This window comes from Bacillus sp. FSL R5-0286 (genome assembly GCF_038593245.1).
Classification (GTDB): Bacteria; Bacillota; Bacilli; order Bacillales; family Bacillaceae; genus Bacillus; species Bacillus altitudinis.
The window spans coordinates 927,735-950,689 of sequence record NZ_CP151977.1; the positions used below are offsets into that span (position 1 = coordinate 927,735).

The 22,955-nt window shown below is 40.3% G+C and carries 20 protein-coding genes and 1 tRNA gene; 16 read left to right on the top strand and 5 right to left on the bottom strand.

Features of this window, described 5'->3' with window-relative positions; translation table 11 throughout:
* Positions 1–60: 60 nt before the first annotated feature.
* Both NST24_RS04660 and NST24_RS04665 read left to right on the top strand, forming a co-directional pair.
* On the top strand, positions 61–717 hold the full coding sequence (locus NST24_RS04660) for a hypothetical protein (protein ID WP_168948489.1): 657 nt from the start codon (positions 61–63) through the stop codon (positions 715–717).
* Positions 718–844: 127 nt separating this feature from the next.
* Positions 845–918: transfer RNA gene (locus NST24_RS04665), tRNA-Gly, on the top strand.
* 96 nt (positions 919–1,014) lie between these two features.
* On the opposite strand, the gene NST24_RS04670 is transcribed toward NST24_RS04665, so the two are convergent.
* The gene (locus NST24_RS04670) at positions 1,015–1,611 is read right to left on the bottom strand and encodes a hypothetical protein (protein WP_342462394.1); all 597 of its coding nucleotides are present in this window, start codon (positions 1,609–1,611) and stop codon (positions 1,015–1,017) included.
* 83 nt (positions 1,612–1,694) lie between these two features.
* Here NST24_RS04670 and queG point away from each other — a divergent pair, with 83 nt between their 5' ends.
* From queG to NST24_RS04715, 9 genes are all read left to right on the top strand, one after another.
* Entirely contained in the window at positions 1,695–2,843 is a 1,149-nt protein-coding gene (queG, locus tag NST24_RS04675; RefSeq protein WP_026050065.1) for a tRNA epoxyqueuosine(34) reductase QueG, read from the top strand.
* Positions 2,844–2,904: 61 nt separating this feature from the next.
* A complete protein-coding gene (locus NST24_RS04680) occupies positions 2,905–3,807 on the top strand; it encodes an amidase domain-containing protein (RefSeq protein ID WP_076822001.1) in 903 nt (300 codons plus the stop codon).
* A 43-nt stretch (positions 3,808–3,850) separates the two neighbouring features.
* On the top strand, positions 3,851–4,324 hold the full coding sequence (gene trmL / locus NST24_RS04685) for a tRNA (uridine(34)/cytosine(34)/5-carboxymethylaminomethyluridine(34)-2'-O)-methyltransferase TrmL (RefSeq protein ID WP_003211950.1): 474 nt from the start codon (positions 3,851–3,853) through the stop codon (positions 4,322–4,324).
* A 443-nt stretch (positions 4,325–4,767) separates the two neighbouring features.
* The gene (locus NST24_RS04690; RefSeq protein WP_017360374.1) at positions 4,768–6,663 is read left to right on the top strand and encodes a PrkA family serine protein kinase; all 1,896 of its coding nucleotides are present in this window, start codon (positions 4,768–4,770) and stop codon (positions 6,661–6,663) included.
* Between the two features lie 140 nt (positions 6,664–6,803).
* Entirely contained in the window at positions 6,804–7,967 is a 1,164-nt protein-coding gene (gene yhbH, locus NST24_RS04695) for a sporulation protein YhbH (protein WP_007497035.1), read from the top strand.
* Positions 7,968–8,329: 362 nt separating this feature from the next.
* On the top strand, positions 8,330–8,962 hold the full coding sequence (locus NST24_RS04700) for an HlyD family efflux transporter periplasmic adaptor subunit (RefSeq protein ID WP_007497037.1): 633 nt from the start codon (positions 8,330–8,332) through the stop codon (positions 8,960–8,962).
* 39 nt (positions 8,963–9,001) lie between these two features.
* Positions 9,002–10,621, top strand: coding sequence for a DHA2 family efflux MFS transporter permease subunit (locus NST24_RS04705; RefSeq protein WP_061418487.1), 1,620 nt, complete (start codon positions 9,002–9,004; stop codon positions 10,619–10,621).
* A gap of 17 nt (positions 10,622–10,638) precedes the next feature.
* On the top strand, positions 10,639–11,163 hold the full coding sequence (locus tag NST24_RS04710; protein WP_007497041.1) for a flavodoxin family protein: 525 nt from the start codon (positions 10,639–10,641) through the stop codon (positions 11,161–11,163).
* Positions 11,164–11,176: 13 nt separating this feature from the next.
* A complete protein-coding gene (locus tag NST24_RS04715) occupies positions 11,177–11,536 on the top strand; it encodes a hypothetical protein (RefSeq protein ID WP_017360371.1) in 360 nt (119 codons plus the stop codon).
* 115 nt (positions 11,537–11,651) lie between these two features.
* Here NST24_RS04715 and cspB read toward each other — a convergent pair whose 3' ends face one another.
* A complete protein-coding gene (gene cspB / locus NST24_RS04720) occupies positions 11,652–11,852 on the bottom strand; it encodes a cold shock-like protein CspB (RefSeq protein ID WP_008349061.1) in 201 nt (66 codons plus the stop codon).
* 211 nt (positions 11,853–12,063) lie between these two features.
* A complete protein-coding gene (locus tag NST24_RS04725; protein ID WP_045034824.1) occupies positions 12,064–13,155 on the bottom strand; it encodes a diguanylate cyclase in 1,092 nt (363 codons plus the stop codon).
* A gap of 94 nt (positions 13,156–13,249) precedes the next feature.
* Here NST24_RS04725 and NST24_RS04730 point away from each other — a divergent pair, with 94 nt between their 5' ends.
* Entirely contained in the window at positions 13,250–13,630 is a 381-nt protein-coding gene (locus tag NST24_RS04730; protein ID WP_342462395.1) for a hypothetical protein, read from the top strand.
* Positions 13,631–13,665: 35 nt separating this feature from the next.
* On the opposite strand, the gene NST24_RS04735 is transcribed toward NST24_RS04730, so the two are convergent.
* Complete coding sequence (locus NST24_RS04735; RefSeq protein WP_024719940.1) at positions 13,666–14,082, bottom strand: hypothetical protein; 417 nt, start codon at positions 14,080–14,082, stop codon at positions 13,666–13,668.
* A gap of 154 nt (positions 14,083–14,236) precedes the next feature.
* On the opposite strand from NST24_RS04735, the gene NST24_RS04740 reads away from it, so the two are divergent.
* The gene (locus NST24_RS04740) at positions 14,237–14,743 is read left to right on the top strand and encodes a YhcN/YlaJ family sporulation lipoprotein (RefSeq protein WP_008349054.1); all 507 of its coding nucleotides are present in this window, start codon (positions 14,237–14,239) and stop codon (positions 14,741–14,743) included.
* A 156-nt stretch (positions 14,744–14,899) separates the two neighbouring features.
* Positions 14,900–15,775, top strand: a complete 876-nt coding sequence (locus tag NST24_RS04745) for a hypothetical protein (RefSeq protein ID WP_056705068.1) — start codon at positions 14,900–14,902, stop codon at positions 15,773–15,775.
* A gap of 29 nt (positions 15,776–15,804) precedes the next feature.
* Here the strand turns inward: NST24_RS04745 and NST24_RS04750 are convergent, their stop codons facing one another.
* The gene (locus tag NST24_RS04750; protein ID WP_058337542.1) at positions 15,805–16,449 is read right to left on the bottom strand and encodes a spore coat protein; all 645 of its coding nucleotides are present in this window, start codon (positions 16,447–16,449) and stop codon (positions 15,805–15,807) included.
* Between the two features lie 144 nt (positions 16,450–16,593).
* Here NST24_RS04750 and NST24_RS04755 point away from each other — a divergent pair, with 144 nt between their 5' ends.
* Complete coding sequence (locus tag NST24_RS04755) at positions 16,594–19,956, top strand: CheR family methyltransferase (protein WP_342462397.1); 3,363 nt, start codon at positions 16,594–16,596, stop codon at positions 19,954–19,956.
* Between the two features lie 83 nt (positions 19,957–20,039).
* Positions 20,040–22,946: a 5'-nucleotidase C-terminal domain-containing protein gene (locus tag NST24_RS04760; protein ID WP_342462398.1), complete on the top strand. Its 2,907-nt coding sequence runs from the start codon at positions 20,040–20,042 to the stop codon at positions 22,944–22,946.
* Positions 22,947–22,955 lie beyond the last annotated feature (9 nt).

Consider the following 22,955-nt stretch of genomic DNA (forward strand, 5'->3'; position numbering starts at 1 on the left):
TTTTGTATAATCAACCAAATTTTAGTATAATAAAAAATAAAAGTATAAAAGGGGATATCAATGATTAAGAAATGGAGCATTCTTTTATTGACTGTTTTTCTATTAGCAGGATGCGGCGAGAAGGCTGCAGAAACAACAACGACAGAGAAAACGGTCTCTAAAATAGAAACAGAGTCTGACTCTAAAAACCAAGTAACGATTGAAAAAATGAAATTGACAAAGAAAGAAAAAAACTTACTAGAGGCATCAACGACGAATGAAATAGTAGCTCTTACACTTAAAGGATTAACGAAGAATGATAAGAGTATTACGTTTATCGGGAGCCACTACAAAAATGGCCGGCTAGTTGATAAGGAATCATCTTCTTCGACTTTTACGTTACATCAGGATGGAACTGACCAAACGATGAATATACTTTTACAATTAAGAGATGAGAAAGATACATATGAATCACAATTTAGTATGTGGTCAGACAACAAGAATGAGGGAATGACAAAAGCAACAGCAAGTTTTCCGTTCAAAGTAAGTGATTATGTTTTTTCTGCACAATCTGATACTGTCAAAGTCTCTCCTGGAGGAAAGGCACTGATTGCGTATACTGCGGCAATGGGGAAAGACGGAAATTCACCGATGCTTGAAGTGATTGAGAAAAATCCTAAGCAAGCGCTGAAGAATAAGTCACATGCCTACTTATTTTATATCCAGCTCGATAAATAACTATCGTAATATATATGGAGAATATGAAATTTTTTGACGAAAAATCTTCATATTCTCTTGACGAATTGTTAAGAAAGTTGTAACATAATAAAAGTCAACGCAATGATGTTGTCTTTAAAAGATTGATGCGGGTGTAGTTTAGTGGTAAAACCTCAGCCTTCCAAGCTGATGTCGTGAGTTCGATTCTCATCACCCGCTCCAATACATAATTTTGTTTATAACGCAGTATTTCGTTTCATAGATAAACGAAGTGTTGCGTTTTTTATTATGTCAGTATAATGTAAAAAGCACTGTGACCTACAGTGCTTTTTCAATGAGTTCATATTTACTTTCTCCACCATGTATTTGTATAAACATCTTCGTCAAGGATTGTATAAGTGTCTCACTCTTTTCCCGGGAAATAGATGGTGGGAAGAGAATGATTTGAAGAATGCTTTTTGTGTCTTGAGAAATTTGAGCTTTACTTGCTTGAGAAAATAACCCTTTAAGCTCTGCGCCATCCTGCCATTCAATATGACCAGTTTCATTTTTGGATAATGAAAGAGGCCCTTTCAATTGATCGGCATCTAATGTAAGGATAGGCAAGAAATATTTTAATGAAAAAAATATCGACAAATCCTGTACGGAATTGGCCGAGTCAATAAATTGTTCTTTTTGAATATCAGCAAGAAGCGGAAGAAAAGGGACATCTTCTAGAAGATTCGTCCATTCTTTGATCGCTGGTACTTCTTCCAAAGTTTGATCTTCATATTCAAAAAACAAAGATTCTTGAAACAGGCGCAGTCGGCCTTTTAACATTTGAGGGGATTTTCCTATCTCAATATGTGAATATTCAATCTGTCCAACATGGATAGACGGGCTTTGAGGTTGGGAGATTTCCATTTGTATCTTCACAGTGACTCACTCCAATCGGTCATGATACACTCGTATTATACTGAAAACAACTGAAGAAACAAAGAAAGGAGGTTTGCAAGGTGATTCATGTTGGACAATTAAAAGAAGAGTTAATTCAATATGCGAACGAAATTGGTGTCGATAAAATTCGATTTGCAAGTGCTGATACATTTGATTCATTAAAGGACCGCCTCATCTTACATGAATCGTTAGGGTATTTGTCCGGTTTTGAAGAGCCTGATATCGAAAAACGAACAAATCCTGCTTTGCTGCTTCCAAAAGCAAAATCAATTGTCGCCATTGCGCTCGCATACCCTTCCAAAATGAAAGATGCTCCCCGAAGTACAAAGGATGCAAGAAGAGGGATTTTTTGCAGGGCTTCATGGGGAACTGATTATCATGTTGTGCTGAAAAAAAAGCTCGACATGCTTGAAGAATTTTTGCGCAGTAAACACGAAGATATACGGACAAAATCAATGGTGGACACAGGTGAATTGTCTGACCGTGCTGTAGCCGAACGTGCTGGCATTGGCTTTAGTGCAAAGAACTGTATGATTATCACCCCAGAGTTCGGATCTTATGTCTACTTGGCTGAGATGATTACAAATGTTCCATTTGAACCGGATGAGAAAATAGAAGACCAGTGCGGAACTTGTAATAAATGTGTGGATTCATGCCCAACGGGTGCTCTTGTGAATCCAGGCCAGCTCAATTCTCAAAGGTGTATTTCGTTTTTAACACAGACAAAAGGGTTTTTACCTGACGAATTTCGCTCGAAAATAGGGAATCGGTTGTATGGATGTGATACGTGCCAAACGGTCTGCCCAATTAATAAAGGGAAAGACTTTCATCTACATCCTGAAATGGAGCCGGACCCTGAAATTGCAAAGCCGCTCTTAAAGCCACTGCTGACAATCAGCAATCGTGAATTTAAAGAGAAGTATGGTCATGTTTCTGGATCATGGCGAGGGAAAAAGCCAATTCAGCGGAATGCCATTTTGGCACTTGCTCACTTTAAAGATACATCTGCTTTGCCAGATTTGGTTGATCTGATGCATAAAGATCCAAGACCAGTCATTCGAGGCACGGCTGCTTGGGCAATCGGTAAAATTGGCGATGGTCAGCAGCTTTCAGAACTCGAAAAAGCCCTTGAGCGGGAAAGTGATGAAGAAGCAAAACAAGAGATCATCAAAGGGATTGAATTGTTACAAACACCTTTAAATACTAAATAACCTCCCATTGAACATAGAATGAACCAAACAGAGATGTTAAAAAAAGTTTGGTGGTGTCTGTGTGAAACAATTATTAGAACAAACGTTAGAAGACAGACTGGCATATTTATTAAATGGCAGTACGATCAAACAGCCGCAGCTGATGTCTGATGTGGACGCTGTGGAGCGAAAGAAAGAGCTGTTTGCAAGAAGACAAGTTGAGATTGTCAAGGCGAAAGCAAAAGCAAAACTTCTCGATTCAGCTATTCAAGATGATGGAGCTCAGCAAGTACAATATCTCGCGCACCTCACTTATGTCTGTAAGGATATAGACGATTCTTTTTATTTAGAGGAACAGGTTGAGAAAAGAGAAGCGTTTCTTTATAACGACATGCTTGTGAAAGATCGGATGATGTTAGAAGAACGACAAAAGGAAGGTCAGGTGGATGAGCGCTTCCAAAATGAAGACCAATTTGGAAGAGCTTTTCACTATGACCGGCGTGCAGCTGTTCAATATGCTGAGACGTATTGGAATAAACGGAATCCAGCCTATAAAAATTTTGAAGATAACTGTACGAATTTTATTTCACAATGTCTAAAAGCAGGGAATGCACCAACGAGAGGATATCCGAACCGTGGATCTGGCTGGTGGGTTCGTCCACATACATGGAGCTACAGCTGGACGGTGGCACATTCGATGAAAAATTATTTAGCGAATTCCAAAGCGGGGTTGAGAGCGAAGAAGCTCAAGGAGCCGCAGGAGCTTCAAATAGGTGATGTTATTTGCTACGATTTTGAGGGTGACGGTAGGTATAATCATACAACCATTGTCGTTGATCATGATAAAGGCGGAATGCCTCTTGTGAATGCACAAACGTATGACAGTCGTATGCGTTACTGGTCGTATGAAGATTCAACGGCTTATACACCTAGTATACGTTATACGTTTTTTCACATTTTGGACGATGCTCCGAAGGATAGTTAATGGTATAATGTTGAGCGGAAAAGAAAATTAGAGGTGAACTTTTTTGGGACTTCATGTCGTTTTATATCAACCAGAAATTCCAGCTAATACTGGAAATATTGCGCGAACATGTGCAGCAACAAATACAACACTTCATCTGATTCGTCCGCTTGGTTTTTCGACAGATGATAAAATGCTGAAGCGTGCAGGACTCGATTATTGGAAATATGCCAATGTCGTCTATCATGATTCATTAGATGAATTGTTTGAGGCTCATCCGAAGGGGCAATTTTTCTATATCACAAAGTTTGGGCAAAAGCCGCATACAACGTTCGATTACTCGCAGCTAGATGAAGACTACTTCTTCGTATTTGGCAGAGAAACGAGTGGATTACCAAAAGATTTGATTGAACGGAATATGGATCGCTGTCTACGTTTACCGATGACAGAGCATGTTCGTTCACTGAATCTATCGAATACGGCAGCGATTCTTGTGTATGAGGCGCTTCGCCAGCAGCAATACCGAGATTTGATATAAGAACATGATAAAAAGCCGAGATCCCATCTCGCTTTCAGTGAATATGTAAGTGCTGAAAATATGAACGAAATGAAAAAGGATGTTCCGCTGATGGAACATCCTTTTTTTCATTTACCAGGCTTGCCTTCGTAGCCAGCTGTGAAAATGGATACTAAAAACGTAATGATGACGCCCATCATAATGACCGTTCTCATATAAGCTCCCCCTTATCCCTTTGTTCCTTTGTTGCCGGTTTCATATGTTGTGAAGTTCGCCTTGAAAAGCAGGAGATGAAGATCATTTTTCTCCTGTTTTTCCTTTATTATGAAGGGTCTTGCGGATGGTTGTCAATTCAGTTTGCCAATTCGTCATTTTGAAGAACGAAAGCATGTAATAGGACGCCTCCGCATAGATTGTAAAACAGTATCTGATTTCTAGCTTCAATCTTGAAAGAGGAGGTTCATATGGATATTTTAAAGAAAATTGAACAGCACAGAGAAGAAGAGCAGCGACTGAAATGGGAAGGCACCTTCAGCGAATATTTAGATATTATTAAAGAAAATCCACTTGTCGCTCAATCTGCTCATTCTCGCGTTTATCATATGATTAAGGACAGCGGGATTGAAGAGGAGAATGGGGTCAGAACCTACAAATTTTTTGATCAGGAGCTTTTTGGTTTAGAGGAATCATTGGAAAGGCTAGTGGAAGAGTATTTTCACCCTGCGGCTAAACGTTTAGATGTCAGAAAGCGTATTTTATTATTAATGGGCCCAGTCAGCGGCGGGAAATCGACGCTTGTCACAAGGCTGAAAAGAGGGCTGGAAGAGTATTCACTAACAGATCATGGCGCAGTCTATGCGATTAAAGGCTGCCCAATGCATGAAGATCCGCTTCATCTCATTCCGCAAAATCTGCGGGAGGATTTCTATAGAGAATACGGCATACGTGTGCAGGGGAATTTATCACCTTTGAACTTGATGAGGCTCGAAGAGGAATATGGTGGCCGCATTGAGGATGTGAGAGTGGAACGAATTTTTTTCTCAGAGGACAAACGGACCGGCATTGGTACCTTCAGCCCGTCGGATCCGAAATCTCAGGACATTGCTGACTTAACAGGAAGTATTGATTTTTCAACGATTGCTGAATTTGGTTCAGAGTCAGACCCGCGTGCGTACCGGTTTGATGGAGAGCTCAATAAAGCGAACCGTGGAATGATGGAATTTCAGGAGATGTTAAAGTGTGATGAGAAATTTCTATGGCATCTTCTTTCATTAACGCAGGAGGGAAATTTTAAGGCAGGGCGTTTTGCGTTGATTAGTGCGGATGAATTGATTGTTGCACATACGAATGAAACGGAGTACCGATCATTTATTTCAAATAAAAAGAACGAGGCTTTACACTCAAGAATTATTGTGATGCCGATCCCTTATAATTTAAAGGTGACAGAGGAAGAACGTATTTATCATAAGATGATTTCAGAAAGTGATGTCTCAGATGTTCATATTGCACCGCATACGCTAAAGGTGGCTGCGATGTTCTCTATTTTGACAAGGCTGAAAGAGCCGAAGCGGTCTGATATCGATTTGGTGAAAAAAATGCGACTGTATGATGGGGAAAGTGTCGAAGGTTTCCAATCTGTTGATATTGATGAGATGAAAAAGGAATTTCATGACGAAGGAATGAGCGGAATTGACCCGAGATATGTCATTAACCGCATTTCATCCACTATTATTCGAAAGAACATGGAATCCATCAATGCACTGGATGTCCTCCGTTCCTTAAAAGAAGGACTCGATCAGCATCCATCGATCTCAAGTGAAGATCGGGAACGTTATTTGAATTTTATTTCTGTCGCACGAAAAGAGTATGACGATATGGCGAAGAAGGAAGTTCAAAAGGCATTTGTGTATTCCTATGAGGAGTCTGCGAAAACTCTCATGGATAATTACTTAGATAATGTCGAGGCGTACTGCAATAAAAACAAACTGCGTGATCCGTTAACAGGTGAAGAAATGAATCCTGATGAAAAGCTCATGCGTTCAATTGAGGAACAGATCGGCATTTCTGAAAACGCCAAAAAGGCATTCAGAGAAGAAATCCTTATTCGGATTTCAGCTTATGCGAGAAAGGGCAAACGCTTTGATTATAATTCTCACGAGAGATTACGAGAAGCTATTCAGAAGAAGCTCTTTGCCGATTTGAAAGATGTCGTGAAAATTACGACATCGACAAAAACGCCGGATGAGCAACAGTTGAAAAAGGTCAATGAAGTAGTGGCGCGATTGATTGATGAGCATGGCTATAATTCTACAAGTGCAAATGAACTCTTAAAATATGTAGGTAGTCTTCTGAATCGTTAATAAATGAAGGAGGCATTATTGGCGCAAACCAGCACCGGTAATGTCTTTTTTAAAAATCGTCGTCATTTCGCTGACGAGCAGCATACGATAATGGAATCGATGGGTACAAGAATTGTCCAAAAAGGTGAGGAGGGGGATGGATGTCCCGGCAAGAAAAAAGTCAGTTTATTGTGTCTCAGGAAGACTGGTCCCTCCATCGAAAAGGCTTTGATGACCAGCAGCGTCATCAGAAAAAAGTCAAAGAGGCGATTAAAAACAATTTGCCGGATCTTGTCACAGAGGAAAGCATCATTATGTCTAATGGCAAAGATGTGGTCAAAATTCCGATCCGTTCTTTAGATGAATATAAAATTCGGTACAACTATGATAAGAATAAGCATGTAGGTCAGGGGGATGGAGACAGCCAGGTTGGCGATGTGGTCGCTCGGGATGGATCTGACAGTAAGCAAGGGCAGGGAAAAGGTCAAGGTGCTGGAGATCAAGCCGGTGATGATTATTACGAAGCAGAAGTCTCATTAATGGATTTAGAGGAAGCGCTATTTCGTGAGCTGGAGCTACCAAATCTTAAACAAAAGGAACTTGATGATATCGTTGTCGAGGAAATTGAGTTTAATGATATTCGCAAAACGGGGTTAACCGGTAATATTCATAAAAAACGAACAATGCTGTCAGCATTTAAACGAAATGCCATGACAGGAAGCCCTTCCTTTTATCCCATTTACCCAGAGGATATTAAGTATAAGACGTGGAATGAAGTCACCAAACCAGAATCAAAAGCGGTTGTCCTAGCGATGATGGATACGAGCGGAAGTATGGGGCTTTGGGAAAAATATATGGCGAGAAGTTTTTTCTTTTGGATGACACGTTTCTTGCGGACAAAGTATGAGACAGTCGAGATCGAATTCATTGCCCACCATACAGAGGCGAAGGTCGTAGACGAGGAGCACTTCTTTTCTCGGGGAGAGAGCGGGGGAACCATTTGTTCTTCTGTCTATCGAAAGGCACTAGAGCTCATAGACGAACGATATCCTCCGTCACGATATAATATTTATCCTTTCCATTTTTCTGATGGTGACAATTTGACCTCTGATAATGCACGGTGCGTGAAGCTGGTTTCTGAAATTATGAAAAAAGCCAATTTATTTTGTTATGGTGAAGTGAATCAATATAATCGGCATTCTACGTTAATGTCAGCATATAAACATATTCAGGATGAGAAATTTAAGCATTATATTTTGAAGCAAAAATCAGACGTTTTTCTCGCATTAAAAAAATTTTTTCAGCAGGAAGAAGTTCTTTCTTAAAGAGAACATTCAAAAAAACCTTTCAGCATAAGGGCTGAAAGGTTTTTTGTGTGGAGAAGGAAGGGATCACCAGAAAAAAAGTAAAACTTTCTCTTTGACATTTCAATTTTCATTTATTAATATTTAATCTTGTTAAATATAAGTTTTTCAAAAAAGATGCCGATTGTCTTTTCTTCTTTTTCTGCTTTTTGCTCATAAGTGAACAATAAGTATAAATGGGCTGCACACCATTTTCAGCGGAGTAGAAAAAGGGGAAACAGGCAGCTCTATGAGCTTGTTTCATAATCTGTCAGATGATGGGCATTCTAAGTTTGCTAAAGCAGATGACACTATATTTTTATACATGAAAGGAGAAACAAAACATGAACAGAGGGCGTTTATTGCTAACGAATATTATTGGCCTTATTGTGATTCTTGCCATTATTGCCGGAGGTGCTTATTACTACTACGAAAGCACAAACTTCGTAAAAACAGATGAAGCAAAAGTGACAGGTGACATGTACCAAATTACAGCGCCAGCAGCTGGACAAATCAAAGGCTGGGACATCAATGAAGGTGACGAAGTGCAAAAAGACAGCACAGTTGCAAAAGTTGAAGGAGAAGCAAAAACAAACATTAAAGCAGTGGCTGATGGCACATTAGTCAAAAAAGAAGTACAAAACAACCAACAAGTGCAGCCTGGGACAGTTCTTGGTGAAACGATTGACCTAAGCAAGCTTTACATTACAGCGAATATTAAAGAAACAGACATTAAGAACATTGAAAAAGGTGACAAAGTGGACATCGTTGTAGACGGCGATCCTGATACAACATTTGAAGGAACTGTTGAACAAATTGGTTATGCAACAAACTCAACATTCAATATGCTGCCAGCAACAAACTCAAGTGGTAACTACACGAAAGTGACACAAAAAGTAGCAGTGAAAATTTCAATTAAAAATCCATCTGACAAAGTACTTCCAGGTATGAATGCTTCTGTCAAAATTTCATCTTAATGATGACTGATATCAAAAAATGAAAGGAGGTTGTCTGAGATGGCAAATCAACCTGCAGCGACAAAACAGGGAGCAGGCTCCTTGTCTTTACTGATCATTTTAATGGCCGGTTTGTTCGTAGCGATTTTAAACCAAACGCTTTTGAACGTAGCCATGCCCCATTTAATGACTGAATTTAATGTGAGTGCGACGACAATTCAGTGGCTTACAACAGGTTACATGCTTGTCAACGGTGTGCTCATTCCGTTATCTGCGTTTTTAATCACACGTTTTGGCCAGCGCAGCTTATTCCTCGTGGCGATGATTTCATTTACATTAGGGACTTTTATTTGCGGTATTGCGCCAAATTTTTCTACGATGCTGATTGGTCGTTTGATTCAGGCAGTCGGTGGCGGTATCTTACAGCCGCTCGTCATGACAACAATCCTTTTTATTTTCCCTCCAGAAAACAGAGGGAAAGGAATGGGGATTTTTGGTCTTGCGATGATGTTTGCGCCAGCTGTCGGACCAACGTTATCTGGTTATATTATTGAACACTATTCATGGCGTATTATGTTTTATGGACTTGTACCAATCGGTGCGATTGTCATTATCGCGGCTTTCTTTATGTTTAAAAATATTGTAGAGCCTAAAAAAATCAAGCTGGACACTCTTGGTGCGATTCTGTCGATCGTTGGTTTTGCTTCGCTTCTATACGGAGTGAGTGAAGCGGGAAGTGATGGTTGGACAGATCCAATCGTTTTATCTACGATTATCATTGGTGCGATTGCGATCATTCTCTTTATTTTCCAACAGCTAAAAGCGGATAATCCGATGCTTGATTTCCGCGTGTTTAAATACAGCATTTTCTCATTATCAAGTGTTATTAACATTATTATTACCGTTGCCTTATACACTGGGATGTTCTTACTACCGATCTACTTGCAGAACCTCGTTGGGTTTACTGCATTGCAATCGGGGCTATTAATGCTTCCAGGGGCACTTGCGATGCTCATTATGTCCCCAATTTCAGGGATCTTGTTTGATAAATTTGGACCTCGTCCACTTGCCATTGTGGGGATGCTGATTACGGTTGTCACCACATACGAGTTTACAAGGCTGACGATTGATACATCTTATAGTCACATTGTGCTCATGTATGCAGTACGTGCCTTTGGTATGTCACTCTTGATGATGCCAGTCATGACTGCTGGGATGAACCAATTACCGCAGCATTTAAACAGTCATGGTACAGCGATGTCAAACACACTGAGACAAATCAGTGGTTCGATCGGTACGAGTTTGATCACGACGATTTATACAAATCGCACGACATTCCATTATTCCAATATGGCAGATCAAACGAATACAGCTGATCCGTTCTTTATGAATTCATTCCAGGCGGCTGTCTCTCATGTGATGCACCATATGGGCATGACAGCAGAAGCTGCTCAAAAATACGTGTCGACCCAGCTCTTTACGAAAGCACAAGTCGATTCCAATGTGATGGGCATCAATGATGCTTATATGTGGGTGACATTATTCTGTGCAGCTGGTGTGATTCTCAGCTTGTTCCTGCGAGATGTACGTAAGGATAAAAAGCGAAAAGAAAAGCAGGATAAGAAACAAGAAATGACATTGCTTCCAGCACCTAAGGAAGCAAACCAAGATGCAAGATAAGTGTGGAGGGACCGTACATGAAAATTTATGTCGTATACGATAGTGAAGGTGACCATACAAAAGCACTTGCAGAAGCGATTGCAGCTGGCGCAGGTGAAACAGAGCAAGCTGAAGTGTTCATTGATCATGTGAAAGATGCGGATATCCGCAAGCTTGATCAAATGGATGCAATCATTTGGGGCTGCCCTGGTCACTTTGGTACCATTAGTTCTGGATTAAAGACATGGATTGACCGTCTTGGGTATTTATGGGCAGAAGGAAAACTCATCGATAAAGTCGGTGCCGTTTTCTGTACCACTGCAACAACACACGGCGGATTAGAAATGACGATGCATAATTTGATTACGCCAATGTTCCATCAAGGGATGCTTGTGGTCGGCCTTCCTGGAAATGTTCCAGAAAATGCGTTATACGGCTCTTATTATGGAGCAGGTGTGACGTGCCCGATTGATTCTGATGAAGTGATTTCTTCAGAAGGCATTGAGCTGGGGAAAGCATTAGGAAGACGTGTAGCATCAGTCACTGCGTCATTTAAGCGATAAGGAGAGGGTTCTTTTGGCGACGATTATTGTAGCGTTAGTAGCTGCTGTTCTAGTCATTATCGGATTAGTAGCGTTCAATGTCAGACACGCTTCGGCCGAGAAGGAAGAGATCAAAGAAGATGTATCGAATCATCCTGACGTGCCGCATAGCGAGCCAGAAGTTGCGGCGAGACCTGTAGAGCCTGAAGTGGAAGAAAAAGCGTCAGAGCCTTCTCAGACAGATGATGCTCCGTCAGGTGATGATTTCTATAGACAGGCGCTTCAAAAGTTTAAGCAGCCAGAACCACCTGTCAAAGAAGAAGAACCAGAGACGAAAATGAATGATGATATGTATCGTTCTGCTTTACAGAAACTAAAGCAGAAGGACAAATAAAAAGAGAACCTCTCGTCAGGTTCTCTTTTTTTTATTGCACAAAAAAACCGCCGGCATAAAAGCCGAGCGGTTTTCCTTCACTCTATAAAGTGCTAAAAGAGCAGATGCTCTTAAATTACGCTTTGTTAACGTTAGCAGCTTGTGGTCCACGGTTACCTTCAACGATTTCGAAAGAAACTGATTGACCTTCTTCTAAAGTTTTGAAGCCTTCGCCTTGGATAGCAGAGAAGTGAACGAATACATCGTCTTGACCTTCTACTTCGATGAATCCGAAACCTTTTTCAGAGTTGAACCATTTTACTTTACCTTCTAACATGAAATTTCCTCCTAAAGCGATCTTAACGCTTAAATTCACTATTCTTGCTCTTACACAAACTTCAAAGACGAAAACTCTTTCAAAACTTTCTTCTTAAAGATGATACGAACAAAAATAATTACCTTTACTTTACCAGTGTTTGCGGGAAAAAACAACTGTTATACGAAAACTTTTTTAAAAATAATTAGCGCTAACAAATTGAGGAAAAAACCTATGTTAAGTGTTCTCTTTTTCGTCCAGAAAAGCTCACTTGGTTTCTGCCTGACTGCTTCGCTTTATAGAGCTCCTGGTCTGCAATAATCGGTAATTGTTTCATGTTTTCACTTGTTCCTGCATCATAAGCACATCCAATTGACACCGTAATGTGAATCGATGTTCCGTTTTGTAAATAAATTGGCTGATCCGCCATTTTTTTTCGTAAACGTTCCGCAATTTGCCATGTTTTTTCAACGGAACAATTCGGTAAAAGCACAGCAAATTCTTCACCGCCGATCCGCCCAATATAATCAGAGCTTCTTGTGTTTTTAATCAGCCTTGTTCCGATTTCTTTTAAAACGATATCTCCCTCATGATGTCCATACTGATCATTGATGGTTTTGAAATAATCGATGTCTAGATAAATCAAGGACATTTGATGGATAGGTTGCTTTAAGTTCAGAGAAAAAGCATCACTTAATATCTCATCGAATTTCCGTTTATTTAAAACACCAGTTAAAAAGTCATAATGAGCTTGGAATTTATACAAATTTAACATCTGATACGCTTTTGTTTGATGCTCAATGACATAAAAGTTAAATAAACCGGCAATATACGAGAATATCCAATAGGCAGTATGCAGTTCAAATGATCTTTCATTGACGATGATGATAAATAAAATCGTCGCTATGACGTTGCTCATGGTAATAGATAACAGCATTTTTACGACGTGATTGATATGACGCTCAGCAATTAAAAAAGAAGCTGTGGCGATAAATATCATGGAAAAAATATTAATGAAAGAAGCGACATTGGCTTCGATTAATAATCGGCCAATAATGATCACACAGGCTGCAATGAACGTTTGTGCAATGCCTCCATAAAATGCCGTTAAAATAAGGGGGATATGTCTTAAATCGATGATGGCTGGTCCTGCTTTAATAGAGAAAAACATTAAGAGGACACCGAGTAACCCAGAAATCATTCCTTTATAAATTTGTCTGAGCAGGGTGTCTTCCTTTTTTAAAAAATTCTCTTTAAACACAAGCATTAATAAATAATGGAAAGTGACAAGAATTGTTAAATTAATAAAGAGGTCTCTTAGCAAAATAAAATCACCTTTTTAAAATTACTAAAATTTGTTGCAAAAGAAAAGGGGAAACAAGATAATTAATAAAAATTTCACTTATGAGGGATTTAAAATGAGGAGAAAACAATTTCCAGATCGAACGGACTGGCTTTCTTTTTTTGAGACGTGGCCTGATGAAGGATTTGAACGAGATATGCCCATTGAATATCAAGATCTAACGTTTCGGTTTGAGAATGAGGAAGAGCAATTTGTGGTGACGATGTCTCTTGGAGTACAAGAATTTTCTTTGAAGGCTGTTCGAAAAAAGGACGCATCCGTTTTAGGAGTATATGCCTTTAAAACTGTGCGACATGTAGAAATAAAAAAGGATCGGCAACATGAAAAAGAGCTGTTGATACTATTAGATGGTGTGGAACGGTTTGTTATCACGATCGAAATCACCTTCTTGCCTTCCTTCTGCATCATGGTGAAAGAGCATTTTTCAGGAGAATAAACAGGAGCCTTTCTGAAAAAAGGCTCCTGTTTTAGTTATTTGTGCTCGATGTCATTGAGCACTTGCTGAATAGATTCATCATCCATTACATTCATGACACTTTCATCAATGTGAAGAGACTGGGCGTAAGACTCTCTCGGTGGCTGATGGGTTTGGTATGTTTTCGATGATGTTTGATGCTGGCTTGTTTCATTTGGCTGGACAGCGGTGAATGCTTGCTTGATCATTTGTCCTACTTCAGCTGTGCCTTTTGAGTCTTTACGTGAATGTGAATGGGACTCATGACGAGATGACTCATGATGGTGTTGATCTTTGCCTTTCATCATTGAGGACAAATTCATTTGAGTCATGCTGCTTAGTCTTCTCCGTAATAGTGGTGAAAATAATGCAATGATGGCTGTTGATGCTGCGATCATTGCACCAGTACTCATACCTTTTCTCTTTTTAAACAAACGAATCCCTCCATTTGATCGTGATGATACTTCTTCATCATGTTTAGGATGACCAATCAAGGCTGATTTATGAATTCATTTGCTGAAATAGAGGATGTGTGCATAAAAAGTCTGCTGGATGAAAAACCTATGAGCAAAAGGAGGGAATAAATTGATGAATAAGAAATGGATGCTATCTTTATTACTCGTTCCAACATTGATCACTGCTGGGTGTGGAATGAACAACCAAGGCGATGAACGAAGAGGAACAATGAAACGACAGTACGAAAATGTCACATATAAGAACGACAACATGAGACAGGATCAACCAAATGTGCAAACACCTCAGAAGGTGAAAGTGGCAGATAAGGCATCAGAGCTTGTTGCCAACATGTCTGAAGTGAAAACAGCGAACGTACTTGTCACAGGGAAAAATGCATTTGTTGCTGTCGTGCTTGAAGGCAATAAAAGTGGAGATGTAACAGACGATTTGAAAAAGAAAATCTCTGACAAAGTCAAATCGACGGATCAACAAATTGATAATGTGTATGTATCTGCTAATCCAGACTTTGTCGATCGTATGGCAGGGTACGGAAAACGTATTAGAAGTGGAGAGCCAATTTCAGGATTCTTCGACGAGTTTACTGAAACGGTTCGACGTGTCTTCCCTGAATCAAAATAGCTACGACAAAAGCCGTATGTCATATGCGGCTTTTTTGTTTGGAACCGCACCTTGCGCACCTGACTGCATAAAGTAAAAAATATATCACCTCTTGTTGATCTTTGTTTTTTCATAGAAAGAGAAAGAGGTTGCAGGATGAATTCAGGTGGGGAGTAAATGAAAGCAAAACCGTCATTAATTCATAAAAAACTTGTAAGCGGAATGATTGCAGCAGGTTTGATTTTTTATGCGTTCACTGCGTACTTGATTTATGTTGCGTTCCAGCTGGCAGAGCAATATCTAGAGCAGCATTCTTCGCCTAAAACGGTCTTAACGGAAGGACTCAATAAGCAAGTCTATGAACATATTCGAATCTATTATGCAAAGGATGAGGGCGCCTTTGTCGATTTGACCATAGAAGCGCTGGAACAGGCAAAGAAGAGAACGATGTCAGTGTTTCAGTATGAAGCTGACAAACCGTTAGATATCATTTATTTTGATGATAAAGAAACGATTGAGCAATTTGCCGGCATTAAGCATATTACAGGTTTTTATTCTGATGTTGATCATATGATTGGATTATACCCAGATAAACGGGAAGAATTGTTGAAGAAAGAGACACTGCCTTTATACTTTTTCAACACGTTATTCATTCATGAGTATGCCCATTTCGTTTTCTATGAAAAGGTGCATGCATACAATGTATCTCCAGTCGTCTTTCCCCTTTGGTTCCATGAAGGAACAGCAGAATGGACGGCCTATGATGTGCTGAACGCCACGTCTGAACGGTTTGATGTCATTCCTTTTAAATCTCTTTATTCTGATCAAGACTGGCAAGAATCTCGCACGACGTATGAGACAGATGTTTATTTACAAAGCTACTATATGATCTATGAGCTTGTGCAGCTTTATGGACGAGATGTCATACATGAGATCATGGAGGAAACGGCGAAAACTAGTCGTTTTGATAGAGGATTTGAACAAGCGACAGGACAACGTCTCACAGATTTTGAAGAGCAATTTAAACTGAATTATCAAAGAAACAACGGCTGACCTGTAAATAGGTCGGCCGTTGTTTTTGGTTAATGAAGCGGTTTTTGCTGATTGGCTTTGCTTGGCGGCATCTGCACTTGTCCCTGCATAGGGGCAAATGTAGACGTCATCGCCTGCATATCTTGCGCTGTAAGCTGCGGAACTTGATAATAGCTATGTTTGTTTTGATATAAGAAAATTTCATACGCCATTTCAATAAAGTTCGGGATTTGCGCTGCAAGCACACGTCGCACCACAGGGTTTGTGACCTCTAATGCAGTCATTGAGAGTAATCCAGCATGAGATTTCACGAGACCAAGCATATGCCCTGTAATTCCCGCATCTTTTACATCCTGTATTGATTGATTAGGCTTCTTAGGCTGAGATGGTTTTATTCCGTATGTCACCTGTGTCTGTTCTTTCATCATATAAGTAGATGTTTCTTCACTAGGCTTTTGACCAGTAGAAAAGCAATCTACCGTGACGTTGTACTGGGACAATACAAATTGATATTGTCGATCTAACATGTCGGATAATGCGGGATCTTGGATAAATTGCCGAAAGATCATGTATTGATCCAAAATATTAATGGTCCCTGCTAATACCTCATGTAAATCAAATAACTCATGCCCGCCATGATTGAATTGGGGCTGCTGGACATGTCCTTGAACGTTTGGTTGCTGATCGTTTTGCATAAAGAATCCTCCTTCTGTTTATACAGTCTGTTTTAATGTGAGGAAGTTTTCCTCCTTTCATGCAAAAAACATTATTTACAATTAGAGGGTTTTCTTCCTTTTTGTCGAAAAAATGTATCAGACGAATGAACATGGGGGTACCAGATGCAGGACAAAATCATTAATCGTTTGATAGAAGACGAACATGTGCAGGCACCAGTGATTGGCATCGGTGTTTCGCCGTTTGAACAGCATCATCTTGAGGCTTTTTTTCAATCATTTCCGCATGAATTAAATGCCTCTTTTATTGTTGTGCAAAATCATGTGACAGGCGATTGTGTAACTGATTTGGAAGCACTTGTTTTACCGATTGGCTACCGGGCAAAGCCGATTAAGCATGGTGAGAAAGTCATGAAAAATACGATTTATGTTTGTCCGCAGCATGCAGCTGTGACATTGACAGAAGACAAACGGCTACACATAACAGAGCAGCATCCTACGAACAAGGCGTGTGCTGTAAATTCATTGTTTCAGTCACTTGCCAATGTGCAAAAGGAAGAGGCCTATGCGATCTTTTTTCAAAAAGGCTATTGTGTAGGAAGTGGTTTGCTTCAAATCGTTGAACAAGGCGGTACAGCCATATCGTGCAGTGAGACAAATAGTGGGTTTGATCGTATGTATCATCAAACATTTCAAGACCCTTCTGCACTTGCGTCATATATAGCCAACATCATCAACGTTCCGCATACAGATGTTGCAGACCCTGTTTTGATCAGAATCATTGAACGTCTTGAAATGCATAAAGGAATTGCATTTTCAACCTATGAGAAGCGCAGGCTGCTCTCTGTCATTCAAAAAAGAATGAGGAGTGCGAACCAATCGATCTCCTTATTGTCCGAGTACGATCGTTTATTAGAGAGAGAACCAGATGAGCTTGATCGCCTGCATGTACAGCTTTTAAGCGGCACGACTTCCTTTTTTAGAGATATGGAAGCCTTTCGAGTATGTGAACATCACATCATTCCGTCGATCATTGAAAACACAATGAAAAATGGGAAATCTCGATGCCGCATTTGGATTGCAGGATGTTCTACAGGTGAAGAAGCCTATTCTTTTGCGATGTTATTTTTAGAAGAAATGAAACGAAGACAAGTGTCCATTGAACTTCAAGTGTTTGCAACAGACATCAACCGGAAAGCCATCCAAAGTGCAAGCAAAGGTGTTTATTCGCTTGAGTCTATGGCACGGATGCCAGAAAAATGGAGGGCGCGATATTTCGAAAAAAAAGGTGACGCTTTTATTGTGAAGCAGTCGCTTAGAAAACATATTGTCTTTGCTCCTCACAATTTATTGATCGATTCACCTTTTATCCACCTCGATTTTATCAGTTGCCGAAATGTTCTGATGTACTTCCAGCCAGAAGTACAAAAACGAGTCTTATCTCGATTCCAATATGCACTAAAGGATCAAGGGATGTTGATATTAGGACCGAATGAAAAGGTACCCAATATCCCTCGTTTATTTCATTTGTTCAATGAAAAGTGGAACATTTACACCCACTCAAACGTTCCTAAATACAATGCAGGTCGTACGGAGTTAAAAGAACGAGCTGTCCAATATATGAAAGAAGTAGAGCAGGAGTATGATGCATGTTTCATCATAGACGATTGCGAGAAAATCCTCGCGATATCAAACGGTGCCTATTCTTACTTAGCGCATGCAGAAGTCTCAGATGAATTATGTGAATATGTAACCCCTGATTATATGAAAGAGATACTAAGTCAAAGCTTTCAAAAGGTGTGGACTGAAGAGACTGAGGTTGTCTTTCAACATGTCCTCATTTCGGAAAATGGCAGAAAGCAGTATGCTGATTTTACAGTGAAACATTTTGATCGCCGTTTTAAAGGAGTATACGTCATTCTCATTCGGATGAGTGAGAGAGGAAAAAATCAAAAGAACGGCAGGGTCAAAGGGATGTCAGAGCAGAATTCGGTTTATCAACAGCGAATTGTCGATTTAGAAAATGAGCTCAATGAGGTCAAACAAAAGGAGCAAGAAGCAAGGGCTCAATTAAAAGAAAAAAACAAGCAAATAGAAGTGCGCGAGAAAACAAACGAGCATTTTATTAATATTATAAACAATTTAAAGGTGACAAGAGAAGAACTGTACCGGCCGTCTGTGAAGCCAGAACTTGCCACGTTGTTTGTGGACCGGGAAATGAATATTCGCTATCACACTCCTACAGCTGCCTCTTTATTCACTTCAGCTCAAACCCGGCACCAGCAAACGTTTCAGTCGATGGTCAAGAAGTTATCGAAGGAAATGCTCTATCATGATATTCAATCTGTCATTTCAGATAGGCGCGTGATCGAACGTGAAATTGAAACGAACGAAGGAGAACAATTCACGGTTCATTTGACGCCTTTCTATGATCAAGATCACGAGGGAGCAGTGATGACCTGGATCAAAATGACCGAAATGACGAAATTGAAGCAGGCTCTTCATCTTGCGGTGACAGCACTTGATAACAGCCATATTCATATTGTGGTTGCAACGGGAGAAGGCGTTATTCAGTGTGTCAACCAGCGCTTTTGTCAGTTTGTACAGCAGCATGAATATGACTTGATCGGAAAAGATATTTTTTCTGTCTATTATGCGTTGTGTCAATGTGATGATCTAGTGAAACAATGGGACGTGTGTTTAAGAGAAGGCAGCTGGACAGGTGAGTTGTATTTTCAGGACTTATCAGGGCGTGAGCGATGGGAAAGAGTCTCTTTACACCGAATCGATGACCCTGACAAAATGCAGTCTACTGTCATGCGGATTTCAGAGGATATTACAAGTCAAAAACAGTCTGAGAAAATGCTAATGAAGTCTGAAATGCTGTCAGCAGTTGGACAGCTTGCAGCTGGTATTGCCCATGAGATACGTAACCCACTTACGTCGTTAAAAGGCTTTTTACAGCTAATGATTCAAAGTAAAAAGTATCAGAAGGATTATGCCGATGTGATGATGTCAGAGTTTAATCGGCTTGAGTCTATTATTAACGAATTCCTTGTGCTCTCTAGAAGTAAATCTGTTAAATTTGAACCGGTGAATGTAAATCTTCTCCTCGAAGAAGTCATTATGGTCGTTGAATCTCAGGCGGTCTTAAAAGGAGTGTCGATTCAAAAGAATCTGGCGCCCTCTCTGCCACATATTCAAGGCATTCCAAATGAATTGAAACAAGTGTTCCTTAACATTCTTAAAAATGGAATTGAAGCGATGGATGGAGTAACAGGTGTGATCCAAGTGACTTCATTATTGAAAAACGACCAAATGATGCTGATATTTGAAGACCAAGGAAAGGGCATACCAGAAGAGGAGATTGGGAAATTAGGTGAACCTTTTTACACAACGAAAGAAAAAGGCACGGGTCTTGGATTAATGATGACGATTAAGATTATTGAAAGCCATGGCGGTACCATTCGTTTTGAGAGCAAGAGCTTTGAAGGGACACGTGTGATTATTACGTTTCCAAGTAATTGAGATCAGTTTTACATGAAATCCATCCAGTCTCAATATTTGCTTTGTACACTTAGAAGAGATGAAGTTCAAAGGGGAGAAATCTAATGAAACGTATACAATCTATTCGAATGGTCTGTTGTTTGATTTTGGTGATATTTAGTCTGCAATCTTTACTGCCTAGTATGATGACAGCTGAGGCGTTTTCTTCTTCTGAGAAAAAGGAGACTTTATGGAAACAAACAAAGCCGATGAACATAAAAAAAGCCCGAAAACTGATAGGAGAAACGGTAACGGTGAGCGGAATCGTAACAGCAGATCAATCCGCTATAGGGAATGGGAAACTATCAACATATATTCAAGACAAAACAGCTGGTCTCAATATTTATTCTGCGCAGCCTAAGAATTTTCCAGAACTGAAAGCAGGCATGAAGGTCACGGTGACTGGCAAGGTGACGACTTATAAAGGGCTCGTTGAAATTGTGCCAGATCAAGATCGTCTGAAGATAGAGGCTGTGAATCAGCCATTGCCTTCGCCAAAGAAAGTTTCCATTAAACAATTGGAATCGGATCAGGCAAGCAAATATGAAGGAAGATTAGTGAAGGTAAAAGGCTATGTAGAACAAGCGCCAGATCAGCCAACTGGCGGTGGATACAATGTGGTCATCATCGATAAAAAATATCATAGCACAGTCCTTAGAGTCATGGTTGATACGGGTGCCATTGATCAAGTGAAGACCGGAAAATGGTATGAGTTTACTGGCGTTTTAAGCAGATATGATACGCTGCAAGTACTTCCAAGACACAAAACCGATGTCAAATTGCTGAAGCACCAGCCAAAGCCGCCAAAAATCAAAAAAGAATATGAGGCAACGGTAGATCGTGTTGTGGATGGAGATACCATTCATTTGAAGAAGCCTGTGCTCGGCACAACAAAGGTACGCTTCGTGAATATGGACACACCAGAAACCTACCACAAGCCAAAAAATGAATTAGATCAAAACCAGCTACGCTTTGGACAAAAAGCGACGGATTATTTAAAAACGCTTCTTTCAAGTGGTGATCGAGTCACATTAAAGATTGGCCCGGAAGCAAAGGATGGATATGGACGTCTTTTAGCTCAAGTCAAAACCAAAAAAGGGCTGAATACGAACCTAGAGCTTGTGAAAAAAGGATATGCCCCTACTTATTTCATCTGGCCTGTTGGAGATGAAAAAGAGTATCAGATGTTCCAACAAGCAGTGAAAGATGCCAAGGAAAAAGGGCTGGGTATTTGGAATGAAGAAGATCCTCTGTTAGAACAGCCGTTTGAATTTAGAGCACGCGAGCAGAAAAAAGGGCTCACACGTTATGTGGGGGATTCATCTGCAAAAACCTACGTATCACCTGACAGCTGGAATGAGATCGATGTAGATAAACGTGTCTTTTTTGCTTCTAAAGAAGAAGCAGAGCAGGCTGGATATCAGGCGTCAGCATCATCCAGTGAAGTCCCATTAACCATTTTAAGCATGAATGATTTGCATGGGAAAATTGATCAGCAATATGAGCTGGATGTAAAAGGTGATGGCAGTAAAGGAACATATGGACGGATGGATTATGTGGCGGCTTATATAAAACAAAAGCAAGCTGCGCAAAAAAATACACTGACAGTTCATGCAGGAGATATGATAGGCGGAAGCTCGCCAATATCTTCCCTTTTACAAGATGAACCAACCGTTGAACTAATGGAGAACATCGGCTTTGATGTTGGGACAGTTGGCAACCATGAGTTTGATGAAGGTGTAGATGAATTATTGCGCATCTTAAAAGGTGGAGATCACCCGAAAGGCACAAAAGGATACGATGGGCAGAACTTCCCGCTTGTTTGTGCAAACTGTGAATACAAGGATACTGGCAAACCACTTTTACCAGCCTATGAAATCATGGATGTCGAAGGAATTCCTGTGGCTTTTATCGGGGTTGTGACAACATCAGCGGCAGGTATGGTCATGCCAGAAGGAATTAAAGACATTCAATTTACTGATGAAGTCCAAGCTGTCAATGAAGCAGCGAAGGAATTAAAGCAAAAAGGGATTAAAGCGATCGCAGTTCTGGCTCATATGACCGCCTCTCAAAATGGTGATACCATTACTGGAGAAAGCGCAAGGCTTGCCAAAGAAGGCGATGACGAAATTGATGTCATTTTCGCTGGCCATAATCACGAAGTGGTCAATGGAGAAGTGAATGGAAAATTAATTGTCCAAGCCTTTGAATACGGAAAGGCAATTGGAGAAGTCAATGTCACACTTGACCGGAAAACAAAGGATATTGTCAAAAAGAGTGCAAAGATCCAGTATGTAGACCAGGCTGGTATTGAAAAGGATCAGGAGGCAGCGGACATTTTAGCTCATTACGGAAAAGAAGTGGAGCCGATTATTAGTGAGGTGGTTGGAGAAGCAGGGGTCAAGATGGAGGGCGGCTATTCCAATGATGGTGATACACCACTTGGCAACCTCATTGCGGATGGCATGAGATATTCAATGAAAAGTGACTTTGCCATGATGAATGGTGGCGGCATCAGACAAAATCTCGAAAAAGGACCCATTACTTGGGGAGACCTCTTTAATATTCAGCCATTTGGAAATGTGTTAGTGAAGCTGGAAATTAAGGGGAAAGATTTAGTTGATATCATTGAAGCTCAAATATCTCCTCAATTTGGACCGGATTATAGCATTTCAGGCTTTTCTTATTCGTACAATCCGTTAACATATAAAGTAGTCGACTTAAAACTGCCTGATGGTTCTTCCGTTGATTTCGATAAAACGTATACACTCACAGTGAACAACTTCATGGCGACTGCCACTGGAAGTAAGTATGCACCGATTGGGCGGCTAGGGAAAAATCCGGAAACAGGCCCAGAAGATTTAGAAGCAACGGTCGCTTTTGTAAAGAGCTTCGAGGGAGCTTCTATTGTGTATCAAAAAGAGGGCCGAATTCAACAAGCGAAACAAGAAGAAAAGGCAGCAGCAAGCTAAAGAATCATC